Annotated in this window: 15 protein-coding genes; 9 read left to right on the top strand and 6 right to left on the bottom strand. The window is 65.4% G+C overall.

Annotated elements, in window-relative coordinates:
* The first annotated feature begins 30 nt into the window (after nucleotides 1–30).
* Nucleotides 31–1,464: a PLP-dependent aminotransferase family protein gene (locus ABFA30_RS00765; protein WP_253102940.1), complete on the top strand. Its 1,434-nt coding sequence runs from the start codon at nucleotides 31–33 to the stop codon at nucleotides 1,462–1,464.
* Here the strand turns inward: ABFA30_RS00765 and ABFA30_RS00760 are convergent.
* Together ABFA30_RS00760 and ABFA30_RS00755 are read right to left on the bottom strand one after the other, a co-directional pair.
* Nucleotides 1,457–2,650, bottom strand: coding sequence for a cyanate transporter (locus ABFA30_RS00760; RefSeq protein ID WP_225790303.1), 1,194 nt, complete (start codon nucleotides 2,648–2,650; stop codon nucleotides 1,457–1,459). The genes ABFA30_RS00765 and ABFA30_RS00760 overlap by 8 nt on opposite strands.
* Entirely contained in the window at nucleotides 2,647–3,105 is a 459-nt protein-coding gene (locus ABFA30_RS00755; RefSeq protein WP_225790302.1) for a nucleoside deaminase, read from the bottom strand. Before ABFA30_RS00755 ends, ABFA30_RS00760 begins: the two co-directional genes overlap by 4 nt.
* Before the next feature lie 208 nt (nucleotides 3,106–3,313).
* Here ABFA30_RS00755 and ABFA30_RS00750 point away from each other — a divergent pair, with 208 nt between their 5' ends.
* Nucleotides 3,314–3,751, top strand: a complete 438-nt coding sequence (locus ABFA30_RS00750) for a carboxymuconolactone decarboxylase family protein (RefSeq protein WP_225790301.1) — start codon at nucleotides 3,314–3,316, stop codon at nucleotides 3,749–3,751.
* Between the two features lie 129 nt (nucleotides 3,752–3,880).
* On the opposite strand, the gene ABFA30_RS00745 is transcribed toward ABFA30_RS00750, so the two are convergent.
* The gene (locus ABFA30_RS00745; protein ID WP_253081073.1) at nucleotides 3,881–4,891 is read right to left on the bottom strand and encodes an AraC family transcriptional regulator; all 1,011 of its coding nucleotides are present in this window, start codon (nucleotides 4,889–4,891) and stop codon (nucleotides 3,881–3,883) included.
* Between the two features lie 169 nt (nucleotides 4,892–5,060).
* On the opposite strand from ABFA30_RS00745, the gene ABFA30_RS00740 reads away from it, so the two are divergent.
* From ABFA30_RS00740 to ABFA30_RS00720, 5 genes are all read left to right on the top strand, one after another.
* The gene (locus ABFA30_RS00740; protein WP_410045055.1) at nucleotides 5,061–6,245 is read left to right on the top strand and encodes an acetyl-CoA C-acyltransferase family protein; all 1,185 of its coding nucleotides are present in this window, start codon (nucleotides 5,061–5,063) and stop codon (nucleotides 6,243–6,245) included.
* A gap of 11 nt (nucleotides 6,246–6,256) precedes the next feature.
* On the top strand, nucleotides 6,257–7,105 hold the full coding sequence (locus ABFA30_RS00735; RefSeq protein ID WP_225790298.1) for a 3-hydroxybutyryl-CoA dehydrogenase: 849 nt from the start codon (nucleotides 6,257–6,259) through the stop codon (nucleotides 7,103–7,105).
* Between the two features lie 12 nt (nucleotides 7,106–7,117).
* Nucleotides 7,118–7,702 (top strand): TetR/AcrR family transcriptional regulator, encoded by a 585-nt coding sequence (locus tag ABFA30_RS00730; RefSeq protein ID WP_225790297.1) that lies wholly within the window; start codon nucleotides 7,118–7,120, stop codon nucleotides 7,700–7,702.
* Nucleotides 7,703–7,916: 214 nt separating this feature from the next.
* Nucleotides 7,917–10,907, top strand: a complete 2,991-nt coding sequence (locus tag ABFA30_RS00725; RefSeq protein ID WP_410045054.1) for a T6SS effector BTH_I2691 family protein — start codon at nucleotides 7,917–7,919, stop codon at nucleotides 10,905–10,907.
* Between the two features lie 4 nt (nucleotides 10,908–10,911).
* Nucleotides 10,912–11,799 carry a DUF6708 domain-containing protein gene (locus ABFA30_RS00720; protein WP_410045053.1) on the top strand — a complete coding sequence of 296 codons (888 nt, stop codon included), beginning with the start codon at nucleotides 10,912–10,914 and terminating at the stop codon, nucleotides 11,797–11,799.
* 63 nt (nucleotides 11,800–11,862) lie between these two features.
* Here ABFA30_RS00720 and ABFA30_RS00715 read toward each other — a convergent pair whose 3' ends face one another.
* Both ABFA30_RS00715 and ABFA30_RS00710 read right to left on the bottom strand, forming a co-directional pair.
* Nucleotides 11,863–12,615 carry an anti-sigma factor gene (locus ABFA30_RS00715; RefSeq protein WP_368816598.1) on the bottom strand — a complete coding sequence of 251 codons (753 nt, stop codon included), beginning with the start codon at nucleotides 12,613–12,615 and terminating at the stop codon, nucleotides 11,863–11,865.
* On the bottom strand, nucleotides 12,612–13,127 hold the full coding sequence (locus tag ABFA30_RS00710) for a sigma-70 family RNA polymerase sigma factor (protein WP_225790800.1): 516 nt from the start codon (nucleotides 13,125–13,127) through the stop codon (nucleotides 12,612–12,614). The genes ABFA30_RS00715 and ABFA30_RS00710 overlap by 4 nt, the downstream gene beginning before the upstream one ends.
* Nucleotides 13,128–13,250: 123 nt before the next feature.
* Here ABFA30_RS00710 and ABFA30_RS00705 point away from each other — a divergent pair, with 123 nt between their 5' ends.
* On the top strand, nucleotides 13,251–14,303 hold the full coding sequence (locus tag ABFA30_RS00705; protein ID WP_225790831.1) for a catalase family peroxidase: 1,053 nt from the start codon (nucleotides 13,251–13,253) through the stop codon (nucleotides 14,301–14,303).
* A complete protein-coding gene (locus ABFA30_RS00700; protein ID WP_225790801.1) occupies nucleotides 14,300–14,842 on the top strand; it encodes a cytochrome b in 543 nt (180 codons plus the stop codon). Before ABFA30_RS00705 ends, ABFA30_RS00700 begins: the two co-directional genes overlap by 4 nt.
* Nucleotides 14,843–14,873: 31 nt before the next feature.
* Here the strand turns inward: ABFA30_RS00700 and ABFA30_RS00695 are convergent, their stop codons facing one another.
* Complete coding sequence (locus ABFA30_RS00695; protein WP_410045052.1) at nucleotides 14,874–15,764, bottom strand: LysR substrate-binding domain-containing protein; 891 nt, start codon at nucleotides 15,762–15,764, stop codon at nucleotides 14,874–14,876.
* Nucleotides 15,765–15,809 lie beyond the last annotated feature (45 nt).

Here is a 15,809-nt window from a genome sequence, read left to right as displayed (position 1 = left end):
TTGGGGGCCCGAACCGCCCCGGACAGCTCCATGGAACTGCACATCCGCCTGCAAGGCCGCAAAGGCCTGGCCGACCAGCTCTACCAGCAACTGCGCGCCAGTATCGACAGCGGCCACCTCGCGGCCGGCACCCAACTGCCCCCTACCCGCTTGCTGGCCGAGCAACTGGGAGTGTCGCGCAAGACCGTGGCCGAAGCCTATTCGCGGCTGACCTACGACAACCTGCTCAGCGGCGTGGTCGGCCGTGGCACCTTCGTCAGGCAACGCCGGCCGTTGCGCTCGAGTGCAGCCCAGGCCATCCCCCTGGCGGCGGCCGACACCCTGGAGCGTTGGCGCCAGCGCGCCACCGTGCTCGACAGGCCGGCCCTGGAAGCGCCGTCGCGCTACGACTTCGTCGGGGGCGCCTCGAGCAAGGCGCAGTTTCCCTTCGACCAGTGGCGCAGTTGCCTGCACTACGCCCTGCGCCGCAGCCAGCGCCACCCGCAGCGGCAGTTCCCAGCCCAGGGGCTGCCCGAACTGCGGGAGGCCATCGCCCATCACATCGCCTTCGCCCGCGGTGTGCAATGCAGCACCGCGGACGTCATGGTGTGCAACGGCGCGCAGCAGGCCCTGGACCTGATCGCCCGGGTGCTGGTCGAGCCCGGCTGCCAGGTGGCCATGGAAGACCCTGGCTACCCACCGGCGCGCCAGCTGTTCCTGGCCCTCGGCGCGCGCCTGCAGTCGGTACCGGTGGATGACGAAGGCCTGTGCGTGGAGCGGATCGCCGACGGCACGCGGCTGATCTACGTGACGCCGTCGCACCAGTTCCCGCTGGGCATGCCGATGAGCCAAGCGCGCCGCGAGGCCTTGCTGGCCAGGGCCGCCGAGCTGGGGGCGGTGGTGATCGAAGACGACTACGACTGCGAGTTCCGCTACCAGGGGCCGCCCGACGATGCCTTGCAGCGCCTCGACCGGCATGGGCTGGTGGCCTACGTGGGGACCTTCTCCAAGACGCTGCTGCCAGAGCTGCGGCTGGGCTACGCCGTGCTACCGCCCAGCGTGCTGCAAGCCGCCTGCGTGGCCAAGCACCTGAGCGACTGGCACAGCCCGAGCCTGCAACAGTGGGCTCTGGCACGCTTTATCGGCGAAGGCTACCTGAGCAAGCACATCCGCCGCTGCCACGAGATCTACAGCGCCCGACGCGAACGGATCCTGATGCGCCTGGAAGGCGACCTGGCGCCTTGGCTGACGGCCGTGCCGGCCAATGCCGGCTTTCACCTCAGCGCCCTGGCCAAACCGGGGGTGGACGTGGAACTGCTGGCCAGCCTGGCGCGCAAGGTGGAGGTCGGTCTCTATTCCCTGGCGCCGTTCTTCAGCGAGGCCCCGGTGCGCCCGGGGCTGCTGCTGGGTTTCGGTGCCATCGAGCTGCTGGATATCGACCCGGCCCTGGACCGGGTCCGCGATACCCTGCAAGGCCTCAATTGAGCGCTGCCTGGGCCGCCGGCCGCGACCGGGCGATGGCGGCGGAATAGCCACGCGGGGCGAAGCGCGCGGTCACCAGCAACATGGCCAGCACCGTGACGGTGAGCAATGTCCAGGACGCCTGGAAGTCGCCGCTGGTATCGCGCAGCCAACCGGTGATGTACGGCACGATGCCAGTGATGATGAAACCGATGCCCTGGACGAAAGCCGCCAGGCTACCGGCTTCGGCGGGCGTCCTGAGGTGCTCCAGGGTCAAGGTCAGGCTCAGGCTGAAACAGGCGCCCAGGCCCAGGCCGATCATCGCCACCCATACGCCCATGGCCAGCGTCGGCGCCAGCAACAGGCCGAGAAAGCCGCCCAGCTGGATCGACAGCGCCAGCCACAGGCCGGGCCGACGGTCCGCCAGGCGCCGCAGCAACAGCGGCAGGCCCAGGGCACCGGCAACCTGGAAGATCGTCATCAGGCCGACCAGCTCACCACCGCCCTGGGCCGTGCCGCCATGCTCCAGGTGATAGGCCGGCAGCCAGGCCACCATGCTGGTGTAGCCGCCGTTGATCAGGCCGAAGTACAGCGCCAGCAACCAGGCACGACGGTTGCCGAACCAGTGCCCGCCCCCGCTGCCAGCCAGTTTCGGCAGGCCCTGGCGTGGACGCAGGACGCTCCAGGCCAGCACCGCCAGCACGGCCGGCAGCGCCCAGACGCCGAGGCCGGCCTGCCAATGGCCGAAATACCCGCTGATGTGCGGCCCGAGCACGGCGGCCAAACCACCACCGCTCATCAGCGCCGCCGAGTACACGCCCATGGCCGCCGCCAGGCGCCCAGGGAACCAGCGATTGACCAGGCCCGGCATCATGCCCTGGACCACGGCCACACCAAGCCCGGCGAGCACCGCGCTGGCGATCAGCGCCCAGGCGCTGCCCAGTTCTAGGCGCCAGAGGCAGGCCAAGGCGATGGCCGCAAGGCCCATGAGCATGCCGCCGTGCTCGCTCAACCAGCGTCGTAGCCAGGGCTGCAGCAGCGGCACCAGGCCCATGCACAGCACCGGCAGCGCAGTCAGCAGCGCCGCCTGCTGGTAGCCCAGGCCGGTGCTGGCGCGCATGGGCTCGAGCAGCGGGCCGATACTGGTGAGGATCGGCCGCAGGTTCAGTGCCAGCAGCACCACCAGCAGCAGGTTCAGCGCGCTTCTCATGCCTGGTGGGCCTGCTGCCATTGCCGGTACAGGTCAGCCTCGCCGGCCGGCTTCAGCGGCCGCAGGGGTAGGCTCTGCTGCTGGGGTGGCCGGGCCATCTGCGCGTAGACCTCGGCCGTGGACAGGCCATAGGGCTCGCCCTCGTCGTTGTCGTAGGCGAACCAGGCCCGCTCGATACCGCACAGGTGCATGGCGGCCAGGCACATCGGGCATGGGTGGCCGCTGGCATAGATCTGCGCGCCATCCAAGCGTGCCCGCCCCAGGGCCTGGGCGGCCTTGCGGATGGCCTGCATCTCGGCGTGGGTGGTCGGGTCCTGGGTGCTGTGGATCTCGTTGACCGCACGGGCCACCACCTGCCCCTGGTACACCAGCACGGCACCGAAGGGCCGGCCGCCGGCCTGGATATTGGCGCGAGCGAGGTCGAGGGCTTCGCGCATGAAACGTTCTTCGGACATGGGGTCGTTCTCCTGGTGCAAGACCCGGTCATTATCCCGGCTCGGGGCCCCAGGCTGAAATGAAGAGATTGGATGCAAGTCAGTGCTCGGCCGAATGAGCAGATTGGTCTCCTGGCAAAGTGCGGGATTGGCTATCGGGCCGGTCGCGGCGCGGCGCTAAGGTACTCCCCACACCTTGTACAACCCCTCAAGCCATTGGAGGTACCCCATGCACAACCGCATCGAATGGGCCAAGCACGCCCCGCAGGCCTACCAGGCCATGATCGGCCTGGAACAGGCCCTGGCCAACAGCGGCCTGGAACACTCGCTGCTCGAGCTGGTCCGCCTGCGTGCCTCGCAGATCAACGGCTGCGCCTACTGCGTCAACATGCACGCCAACGATGCACGCAAGGCCGGGGAGACCGAGGCGCGCCTGCAGACCTTGAGCGTGTGGCGGGAAACCCGTTACTTCACGCCCCGTGAGCGCGCGGCCCTGGCCTGGCTGGAGAGCCTGACCCGGTTGCCCGAGCGGGGTGCTCCGCAGCCTGAGTACGAAGCGCTGCTGGAACACTTCGAACCGGCCGAGGTGGCCAACCTGACCCTGGCCATCGCCACCATCAATGCCTGGAACCGCTTCGGCGTGGGTTTCGCCATGGTGCCGGCCTGATCGGATCGCGGCCAGGGCAGGCCCCTTCGCGGTCGAACCCGCTCAATTGGGGCCTTCAGTTCCATCCAGGGCCGCTTGCCCATAGGCCGTGCCCACCGCCCGCTCCCAATGCGCCAGCACAGCCCCAGCTCAACGCCCGAGCAGCCGCGCGCGGTAATTGCCCGGGCTATGACCGGTCCATTTCTTGAACGCGCGATGAAAGGCGCTGGGCTCCTGGAAGCCGGTCTGCTCGGCGATTTCGGCGATGCTCAACACCCCCTCGCGCAGGCGTTCGAAGGCCATGGCCCGGCGCACTTCGTCCTTGATCTGCTGGTACGAGCGCCCTTCGCGCTCCAGCTGGCGGCGGAAGGTACTGGCGCTGATGCCCTGCTGCCCGGCCATGGCGGCCAGGGTCGGCCACTGCCCGTAGCGGCGGGCGCGCAAATGCCGGTAGACCTCGGCCACCAGGCCGTTCTGGTTGCGAAAGCGGATCACCAGGCCCTGGGGGGCGCTGCGCAGGAAGGTCTTCAGCGCCGCCAGGTCCTGCACCACCGGCAAGCGCAGGTAGGCGCTGTCGAACTCCACCTCGGTGCGCCCGCTGCCCAGGCGCAGGTCGGGGCCCCACAGCAGCAGGTCGTCGTCCTGCGCCGGACGCGCCACGGCCAGTTCGGTGCGATCGATGGCGATGCGCCGGCCGGCCAGCCAGCACAGCAGGCCGACCACCAGCACCAGGTAGGTCTCCTCGGCATACACACGGGTCAACGGATCGGCGATGTCCGACTGCACGCTGATCACCGCGCGCCCGCCACGCACCGAGAACGTCCCGTGCAAATCACGCAGGAACAGGGCGAAGTTGCCCAGGCACTGGCGCAAGGCCTTTTCCAGGTTCGGTTCCTGGATCAGTCCGCGGCAGATCAGGGCGAAGCTGCCCAGGGGCATGCCGTGGCTGTCAAGGCGGAAGAATTCGTCGTCCAGGGCATGGATCAGGTCGAGCCACAGGCGGGCGAAGGCCTTGGCCGGCACGCGGGCCTGGGGCTGGTCGAGCAGGGCCGGGTCGATACCCACCGCACGCAGGCGCTCGTCACGCTCGCCAGGGCGCTCGCGCAGGGTGTGGACCATGGCATTGAGGAAGTACACCGCGACCGAATCGCTATCGCGCATGGCTGGTTTTCGCTGTCTATGCTGAGTGGCAAAAAATGCCAGGTTGACTGAACAGATCCGGCATAGGCCATGCCCTGGCCTTTGCCTAGACTCGACCCATCCCGGGAACGCCGGTCATTCTCGCAGAGCCTGGCCCGCTCCCGCCATGCCTTCGCAATCGGAGCCTCCAATGAGCAACGCAGAAATCTACGTCGTCAGTGCAGTCCGTTCCGCCATCGGCGGTTTCGGTGGTTCCCTCAAGGACCTGGCCCTGGCCGACCTCGCGACCGCGATCAGCCGTGCCGCCATCGAACGTTCGGGCGTGGCCGCCGAGCAGATCGGCCACGTGGTGATGGGCAACGTGATCCCCACCGAGCCCCGCGACGCCTACCTGGGCCGGGTCGCCGCGATGAACGCCGGGGTTCCCAAGGAAACCCCGGCCTTCAACGTCAACCGCCTGTGCGGCTCGGGCCTGCAGGCGATCGTCTCGGCGGCCCAGGGCCTGCTGTTGGGCGATACCGACGTGGCCCTGGCCGCCGGCGCCGAGTCCATGAGCCGTGGCCCCTACCTGCTGCCCCAGGCACGCTGGGGCGCGCGCATGGGTGACATACAGGGCATCGACTACATGGTCGGCATCCTCCAGGACCCGTTCGAACACTTCCACATGGGCATCACCGCCGAGAATGTCGCGGCCAAGCACGGTATTACCCGGGAAATGCAGGATGAACTGGCCCTGACCAGCCAGCGCCGCGCTGCCCACGCCATCGCCCAGGGCCGCTTCGACAGCCAGATCGTCCCGCTGGAGCTGAAGACCCGCAAGGGCAGCGTGCAGTTCGCCGTGGACGAGCATGTGCGTGGCGAGTCCAGCGCCGAACAACTGGCCAGCATGAAGCCGGTGTTCAAGAAAGACGGCAGCGTCACCGCCGGCAACGCCAGCGGCATCAACGACGGCGCCGCCGGCCTGGTCCTGGCCACGGGCGAGGCGGTACGCCGCCTGGGCCTCAAGCCGCTGGCCCGCCTGGTGGCCTATGCCCATGCCGGGGTCGAGCCGGAGCTGATGGGCCTGGGCCCGATCCCGGCCACCCGCAAGGCGCTGGAGAAAGCCGGCCTGGGGGTGAACGACCTGGACGTGATCGAATCCAACGAAGCCTTCGCCGCCCAGGCCTGCGCCGTGGCCCGCGCCCTGGACTTCGACCCGGAGAAGGTCAACCCCAACGGCTCGGGCATCTCCCTCGGCCACCCGGTCGGGGCCACCGGGGCGATCATCGCCACCAAGGCCATCCATGAACTGCACCGCATCCAGGGCCGCTACGCCCTGGCCACCATGTGCATCGGCGGCGGCCAAGGCATCGCCGTGGTCTTCGAGCGCGTTTGAGGAGTCGTCGCATGAGCATTCAACATATCGCCGTGATCGGCGCCGGCACCATGGGCAACGGTATCGCCCAGGTCTGCGCGGTAGCGGGTTACCAGGTTCTGCTGATCGATGTCTCGGATGCCGCGCTGGAGCGTGGCCTGGCGACCCTGGGCAAGAACCTGGAACGCCAGGTCAACAAGGGCACCCTCGACGCCGACCAGGCGACGGCAGCCAAGGCGCGCATCCGCACCAGCACCGACTACGCCCAACTCGGCGGCGTGCAACTGGTGATCGAGGCCGCCACCGAGAACCTGGCGCTTAAACAGCGCATCCTCCAGCAGGTGGCGGCCAACGTTGCCAGCGACTGCCTGATCGCCACCAACACCTCGTCGCTGTCGGTCACCGAGCTGGCCGCCAGCATCGAACAGCCGCAGCGTTTCATCGGCGTGCATTTCTTCAACCCGGTGCCGATGATGGCGCTGGTGGAAATCATCCGAGGCCTGCAGACCAGCGACAGCACTTATGCCCAGGCCCTGGTGGTCACCGAAAAGCTGGGCAAGACGCCGATCACCGCCGGCAACCGCCCAGGCTTCGTGGTCAACCGTATCCTCGTGCCGATGATCAACGAGGCCATCTTCGTCCGCCAGGAAGGGCTGGCCAGCGCCGAGGACATCGACACCGGCATGCGCCTGGGCTGCAACCAGCCGATCGGGCCGCTGGCCCTGGCCGACCTGATCGGACTGGACACCCTGCTGGCGATCATGGAGGCCTTCCACGAAGGCTTCAACGACAGCAAGTACCGCCCCGCCCCGCTGCTCAAGGAGATGGTTGCCGCCGGTTACCTGGGGCGCAAGAGCGGTCGCGGTTTCTTCACCTACTGAGGAGCGAGCGCCATGCCGATCAACGCCGCCCTGCGCTGTGCGAGCTTCGAAGAGCGCCGCGACAAGGCCATGGCGCTCTTCGCCGAGAAGGGCTTCGGCCAGGTCAGCATGCGTGAACTGGCCGCGCATGTCGGCCTGACCGCAGGTTCGCTGTATCACCACTTCCCCAGCAAGCAAGACCTGCTCTACGACCTGATCGAGGAGCTCTACGAGGAACTGCAGGCCACCCTCGACCAAGGCCGCCGGGCACTGGCCCGCGGGCAGGCGGCCTTGCCCTGCCTGATTGCCGCGCACTGGCAATTGCACGCCGAGCGGCCCTTGCAGTTTCGCCTGGCCGAGCGGGATTTCTGCTGCCTCAACGAGGACCAGCAGGCGCGCCTGGCGGCGCTGCGCAAGCGGTACGAGAAGGGGCTGCTGCACTTGATCGCACCGCAGGCGCGGTTGCAGGGAGAGGCGCTGGCGGCCACAGGGCATGTGCTGGCGACACTGCTCAATCAACTGCCAGGGTTGTTGCGCGAACGGAGCCTGGATGAGGGCGAAGGGCTTGGCCTGATGGAGAGCCTGCTGCTCGGAGGGATCGAGCGGACGCTGAGGTAAGGTTCGAGACTCCGGCTAAAAGGGGCAAATGCCACGAGCATATCGCCCTGCTCAAATCAAAAACGAAATTTCCCACAGCATTTTAGGAAGCGCAAAGCTCCTTCTAAAAATGATTCCTCGCTAGTGTCCGGAGCTTTCGGTCACCTCGACGAGCCGCCACAGGCCCGCCTGCGTGAGCTGCAAGCACTGATCCACTGCAAGGAAGAAAACACCCATGACTGACGCCTCCGTCAGCAGCGCCACCTCTGGCCCCGCCTGCAGTGCACGGGTACCCATCCTGCCCGTGCGCTACGCCATCGTCCCACGCATGGGCGATGCTCCGCCCTGCCGTTACGCCGATTCGGGCTTCAACCTGGAGCAAGGGTTTGCCCCGCTGCACCACTGCGCCTACACCCTACGTGCCCTGCGCCCGGGCTACATCTACGTGTTCATGAAAGGTCCCCTGGGCGAAAAGCTGGTCATCCATGAATACGATGGCGAGGGCTACTACAAGGAACTCAGGTACCGAGGGCTGGAGCACTACCACCGCCGCGACCGCTACCTGTCCAGCCGGCCCATGCCCTGGGTATGGGCCGACACCTGCGAGGACACCGCCAAGGAGGTGTGGATCGGCTACAGCCCACACCTGTGGAGCAACGCCATGACCGCCCGCATCAGCGCTTCGGTGGCGCTGCGCAAACGGCACATGCGCCCGCTGGACATGGCCGAGCTGATCGCCGGCAACCACTCGCCTTCCACCCAGCCCCATGTATTGCCGGTCAGTGCCCTGCAAACCTGGGTCGAGGACTTCAAGCCCACGGACCGGCGCATGTCGCTGGCCTGGAGCAGCCACCCGCTCACCGACACCTTGCCCATCGGCAGCCTCTGCGCCATGGCCCGGCACTACCCCAGCACCCAGCCGAAAATCCCGGCGGTGGTGGCGCTGAGCGATGCCGAAGGCATGACCCTGGACCTGAGCTTGTCCGTTTCGGCCTACCAACATCAACTGCGCGACCTGATGCCGGCCGAGCAGCTTGAACACACCAGGCCGGCACAAGGTTCCGAGCAGGCAGGCGTACCGCCTTGCTACCAACTCGATGCAGAACGGCTGAGCCGGCAGAGCCGGGATTTCCATCATCGAAACCTGGTGGCCATGCTGCTGAACAAGACCCTGGAAAGCCTGTACCCGCCAGAATCCCCATCCCCGGAGCTGGCCGCGCAGCGGCTTCAGTCAGAGGCGACCGGGCGCACGCTGTCCCGGGCCGAGGCCCGCTACCGCGCCCTCACCGATGAACGTTACTCCTCCATGGGCGCACGCCTGGGGCAACGCATCGACACGGCCAAGTACCGGCAGTTCCTGGCCGAGCGCGATGAACTGGAGCAGCGCATCAAGGCCCTGCAGGACCTTGCCTTGCAGGCCAGCGACGACCACGACACCTGGCTGGCCACCGCTGAGGCCCACCACATCGATGACCCGCACAGCCTGGCGGCCGCGCTGTCATCCTATGACCGTGACGAGCCGACCTGCGCCCGTGGGTTGGAGATCGCCCTGGCCCTGCTGATCCACCCCATGGCCCAGCCAGTCCCCGGCACCGAAGACCACGACCGACGCTTCAAGCGCCTCGAGCAATGGCTGGACCAGCACGACAGCCCCCTCTACACGGCCTTGGCGCCGTTCAACCCCTTCAGGGAAAAAGCCGATACGGTCGGCACCTTGCTGGGTGGCAGCGACAATGTCATCGAGGGCCTGGCCGGGCGCTTCCCGGCCATTGCCGACATCACCGACCTCACCGCCCAGTCCGTCAGCGCCGTGGTGCTCAAGCGCATGCGCGGCCGCACCCGTTGGGACGCCAGCCACACCCTGCGCCAACAAGTGCTGATGGCCGCCAAGGAAGCCAATGCCGAGAAAGCCCTGGGGCTGCTGGCGGCGCGCTACCGGATCACCGACCAGGCCGTACGCGAGAATCCGTTCAGCCAGGAGGTGGAACGGTACCTGAAAAGCGGAATGGCCCAAGTCGAGGAGATGAAACAGCTGCGGGTCACGGGGAGCCGGACGGTGGCGGTCGAGCTCACGACCACATTGCGTGTGAAGCCGACCTTTGTCGGGCTGCTCACCGGTGGGGTTGGAACCGGTTTGAATAGCGGGATGCTGTGGTTCAACGTGATCTCGCTCAAAGCGGCCTACCAGAACTTGCAGAAAAGCGATGCACCGGAATACACGGCGGGGTTCGCCGCGTCGATCTTCGGGGTAATAGGCGCAGCGGCGGGGACACTGGTGAGCGTTCGGGCGATGCAAAAGGCGCTGATGTTGAGGTTGAGTTCCACGGTGCCTGGGATGGCGTTTGGTAATGGATTTATCAAGTTCTTAAGTAGCAATCTATTTGTTCGCCTCTTCGGGTACCCCGCCACGCTCCTCGGTCTCCGTTCAGACTATGAAAAATACATCAGGCAAAATGAAAATGGCGACTCGAAAGCTTCCTCATACACTCTCTCTGGTGGCATTTCCATAGCTGCCGGTTCTATTCTTGTTCTAGAGGGGAGTTTGGCCATCGCCAGACCTACAACAGTGCTTTTCTTTGCCAATTGGACTGCAGCGGCAGTCGTCCTGCTTGGTGTCGCGATACTTGCTGGAGGGCTATATCTTCACGCGAAGGCAAATGAACGTCTTCACACCCCCATTGAGCTATGGGCAGTCAGAACCATTTTCGGCACACGCCAAAGCGATGGGGAAATTCGAAAGAATATAGCTCTTGACCTTGAGAAAAAGCTGCCCAAATTCAGCACCTTACATGAAGAAATCAGAGCCTGGTATACCACCATCTACCTACCTATCTTGCTTTCAAAAAAAGAAGCAGCAGCGCTTGGTATAGAAGGGTTAGAGAGTGGATGGTCTGATAACAACACCTGGTCACCTCCAAACTGGACAGCAATTGTTCACAACGAAGTAGCTCAGCAAGCACCTACAGTGGAATTCACAATACTTTTGCGGGGTTTCATTCTCGGCCAGAGTGAATGGCGCGCAAGTTTGAATAGTCATCAAGAAAACGGTAACGTCACCACACTCTCAGCCATACCAAAGTGCTACACAGTCGCTGCGGGGTTGATTTTAAACTTCAAAAGCGAAGCAAAATATCTTAGGCATGCCACATTGGAAATCAGTTACCAACCCAACATGGGACTAGATGAAGAGGCAGAGGTCTCTCAAAAATTCAGAGTTGAGAGGTAACCACATGGCAACAATATGGCTTTTCTCTCCACACACCGACTCAAAAAAAACTCCAAGGATAGGCGGCCAAGTCGTCAGCATGAGCAAAATCCTACTAACCCTGCGGAACCCATGGGTAACCGACTCGGTTTTTATGGGAAAGCTTTATACTGCAATGACCTTGGCTTTAGCGCTTGCAACTTACTCAGACATATTCAACAAGAGATATCGGGAAGTCATCCTATCAGACACAGCATCAATAGCAATATACTTATCACTCCCCTTGATATTCACCCCCTTCCTGATCTACAGGATATTCCTCATAGTAAAACTATCAAGCTTTTACCTCAATCGCACCACAAGAAAGGTTTATTATCAGCGTTTCAATAAGCTCTTCATTTTCGATTGGCACGACATGGGGGGCGGCCTATTCAAACGCACCGAATTTGGCGGTGCGTCCTTCAGTACCAGCTATGCACTCGCCTTCGCTCCCCGCAGAGCAGATGGCACCCTCCATCAGAAAGACTGCCTCTGGGTCGACAGCAACGAACCGACCGAACCCGGCATCAAACACGTCGCCGAAGTCTGGGAATACCTCCGCCACTTCATGGAGCACGGCCCCGACAAACTACCGCCCCCCGGAGAACCCAACTGGTGGTACAAGCCCCTGCATCAGATCTGCCTGACACCCGCTGAAGCCTGGCAGCACTACGCTCCCTGGCGAACCGGCGAGCCTGGTGAAATGCAGGGCAAGAAAAACTGGCAACTGCCGTTCTGGGCCGTGTTGTTCCCTTACAACCTGTCCGTTGCCCTCTGCTGGTACGTCATCTGCCGCCTCTTCAACGTCCGCGCAGCCCCACCGCCTCCAGAGGCCTTGGAGGATGCTTCCGTTCGACGCGGTAAGAGGAAATGACAATGATGTGGGTTGAACCCCGCTGCTCAGCCCACAGCAGGTTCAGGCTCAAGAACATTGACCTTACAAACCCACCCCCAACGCCTGCCGTACCTGCTCCCCCCGCGTATCATCCACTGCGCTGACCAACGCAAAGTTGTAGGCCCCATGGGACCAGTAGCGCGCCTCGAGCGTCCCCTCCGTGCGCTGCCCGCTGGGCATCCGTTCATGCCGACTTCCAGGCGAGCGCAGGAACAGGCTGATCCGCTCCCCGCTGCCATCCTGGAACACCAGCAGTGCCGCCGCCCCTTGCTCATTGCTGAGCAACCGCGCACCCACGGGACGGAACCCATAGCTCCCCAGATCTGGCAATTGCCCGAGTTGATCGAAATGCCGCGCCAGCCAAGCCTGTAGCTGCGCCGGATCACTCGCCTGGACATCCAACGCCGAGCTGCCAGCGAACAGGCGATGTGCCTGGACGGCATCCGCCATCGGCAGGCTACGCGCCACCAGCGTCGCCTCGCGGGCCTGCCACCCGCCCACGCCTCCCACGCCCAAGGCCAGCAACAACACCGCAGCCGATGCCAACTGCCGGCGACGCCGCTGGCGCAGGCGCTGTCGCAGGCGCCCCAAGTCCAGTTGCGCATGGCCAGGCCGCTCGGCGAAGCCGGCCAGGGCCGCCCGCAGCCGCCGGGCATCGCTGCACCAGGCCTCGACCCTCTCCGCCTCCCGTGGGTTGGCCGCCAGCCACGCCTTCACCTCAGCCCGGCGTGCTGGGTCCAGCCGGTCGTCGACATAGGCATGCAACTCATGCTCAGAGGGAATCAGTTGCGTCATTTCAGTCTCCGCAAAGCCGGGGGTGTCGGATGGCCCTCGGCCAGTTCACGCAGGGCGGCACGGGCACGCGACAGGCGCGACATCACCGTACCGATAGGGATACCCAGGGCCTGGGCAACCTCCTTGTAGCTCAAGCCCTCGACACTGACCAACAACAGCAGCGCCCGCTGCTCGGTCGGTAGCTGGGCGAACGCCTGCAGGTCGGCGTGCACCATGACGATCCGCTCCGTCTCGCCCCCCACCGCCTCTTCCTGGGCACGCCCGAACCATGCCAGCCAACGGGCGTGCAGGCGCTCGCGGCGCTTACCGTCGAGAAACAGCCGATACAGGATGGTGAACAGCCACGGGCGCACGCTGTCGGCCTCGCGCTGCTGCCCACGGCGGCTCAGGGCACGCTCGACCGTGGCCTGGACCAAGTCATCGGCGCTGCCTGGGTCGCGGGTCAGCCACAAGGCGAAGCGACGCAAACGCTGGAGCAGTTCGTGCCATTGTTGGTCATCCAGATCATGCATGGTCAGGTCCCGGCCTTCTGGGTTTGCAGTGTAAGAGGCAGACGGCCAGGGACGAAATCCATTCCCTGGCCGGGAATAAATTTTTCCACCCCACGTCGTACCGGCTCACTCATTGACCGGATCCTGACCATGAACACACCCCTGCACGGCCCCGCCAAGGCCCTGCGCCTGGCCGCCATCGGTGCCGGCCTGCTGGCCTTGGGCGCAGGCTTTGCCTACGCCGCCGGCTGGATCGGCGGCCCGTCGCTGACCCCGCAGCGCATCGTCGACACCTTCGAAGCCCAAGCCGGCCATCATCCTGGCTACCGCAAGAACCACGCCAAGGGCCTGTGCGTCAGTGGCTACTTCCAGAGCAGTGGGCTGGCCGAGCCACTGTCCAGCGCACGGGTCTTCAGCCAGCCTCGGGTGCCGGTGATCGGCCGCTTCGCCATCGGTGGGGCGAACCCGTTCAGCCCCGACACCCGTGTGCCGGTGCGCAGCCTGGCCCTGCAGTTCAGCAGCGATGATGGGCACGTCTGGCGAACCGGCATGAACAATACGCCGGTATTGGCGATCGCTACGCCCGAGGCCTTCTACCAACAGCTCCTGGCTGCGGCACCGGACCCCGCCACAGGCAAGCCGGACCCTGCGAAGATGCAGGCGTTCTTCGCCGCCCACCCCGAGAGTGCCGCGTTCCGCCAGTGGGCAGCCGGCTACACGCCCAGCGACAGCTTCGCCAGCACCGCGTACCACAGCATCAATGCCTTCTACCTGGTCGACGATGGCGGCAAGGCCCGCCCGGTGCGCTGGCAACTGGAGCCCGGCACGCCTTTCGCCCCGCTGCCGAGCGAGGTCGAGGACAAACGCTACCTGCAGCACGACCTGCAACGGCGCCTGGCCCACGGCCCACTGCGCTGGACCTTGCGCCTGACACTGGCCGAGCCCGACGACCCGGTGGACGACCCGTCCCGCCCCTGGCCCACCGAACGCCGCAGCATCGACGCGGGCACCCTGGTCATCGAACAAGTCGATGCCCCGGAGCAAGGCGCCTGCCGTGACATCAACTTCGACCCGCTGATCCTGCCCCCCGGCATCGAACCGTCCGCCGACCCTATCCTCGCCGCCCGTTCGGCGGCCTATTCGGAATCCTTCAACCGTCGCAGCCGCGAGTCCCTCGGCACCGGAGGCCGCCCATGAACAAGCTCGCCCCCACCACCTTCCACCCGCTGGCCCGCCTGCTGCACTGGTTGATGGCCGTACTGATCCTGGCCATGCTGTTCATCGGCGTGAGCATGGTCGGCGACCTGTCGCCGCGTCATCCAGTGCTGGTCGAGTTGCACAAGGCAACGGGCCTGGCCCTGCTCGCCCTGGTGGTGCTGCGCATCGGCCTGCGCCTGGCCCTGCCCCACCCACCATTGCCACGTGACCTGCCGGCGCTCCAACGGCTCGCGGCGGGGGCTTCGCACCTGCTGCTCTACGCACTGATGCTGGCCATGCCGCTGCTGGGCTGGGCCATGCTTTCGGCTGGCGGCTACCCTCGCCCGCTGCAACTGCCCGCGATCGCGCCCCACGACCTGCAACTCTATACGGTGTTGCGCCAGGCACACGGCTGGGCAGGCTACCTGCTGTACGCCACCATCCTGTTGCACCTGGGCGCCGCGTTGGTGCATGCCCTGGTACGCCGGGACAGCGTGCTGCGCAGCATGTGGCCTGGCCCCCTGTCACGCGGCGATTGAACATCCATGGGCGGCTCGACATCGACCAGGGTCAACCGCCCACTGTCGCGTCCAGGCACAGTTCCATGAACCGCGCCGCTGCCCGGGACGGCGTCGCGGCATGGGGCATGAGGATCGAGAAATGCCGTGTCAACGGCTTCGGCGCGATACCCAACCGGTACAACGCATTGTCTTCATGACGAATCGACATCGCCGAAACGAAGCCGATGCCCATCCCTGCACGCACCGCTTCCTTCACTCCTTCCACCCCGGCGATCTCCAGGGCCACGCGCATCGCCACGCCGTCGCGGGCAAAGGCACGCTCGACCAGCCGGCGCACCCCCGAGCCGCTTTCGCGCAGTACCAACGGATAGGCGCCCAGCGCCTCGAGTGTCTGCGCAGTGGCGCCATTGGCCAACGGGTGATCGCTCGGGACGATGGCCACGATCTCGTCCTCGCGCCACGCCGTGACGCCCGTGCCCAGCGGCAGCTCCTGCCCTGGCGGCCCCTCGATCAAGGCGATGTCCAGCGTCCCCAGGGCAGCGACGATCTCCGCCGTGTTGCCGTTGGTGGTCGTCACCGCCACGTCCGGATAGCGCGCATGAAAATCCGCGATCAGGTACGGCAACAGGTAGCTGGCCGGGGTGGTACTCGCGCCGATGCGCAAGGTACCGCGCTCCAGCCCGCGCAGGGCATCGCGCAGGGCCTGGGCCTGGTGGAAGGTCTCGCGCAACCGCTGGGCATGCTCGAGCAATTGCTCGCCGGCAGCGGTCAGGCGTACACCGCGCCCGGCGCGCTGGTAGAGCGGTTCGCCGAAGGCTTCCTGCAGCAGCTTGAGCTGGCCCGACACGGCCGGCTGCGACAGGTGCAGGGCTGCTGCGGCATGGCTGATGTTGCCATGCTCGGCGACGGTGGCGAAGGTTATCAGTTGTTCAGGGGTCATGAAGACAAAGTATCAGCAAAATGGATATCTGGCATTCCAAATGAC

Source organism: Pseudomonas sp. HLMP (assembly GCF_046365545.1).
Classification (GTDB): Bacteria; Pseudomonadota; Gammaproteobacteria; order Pseudomonadales; family Pseudomonadaceae; genus Aquipseudomonas; species Aquipseudomonas guariconensis_B.
Note: the sequence above shows the minus strand (reverse complement) of the source record. Positions and strands in the feature narration are given on the sequence as shown.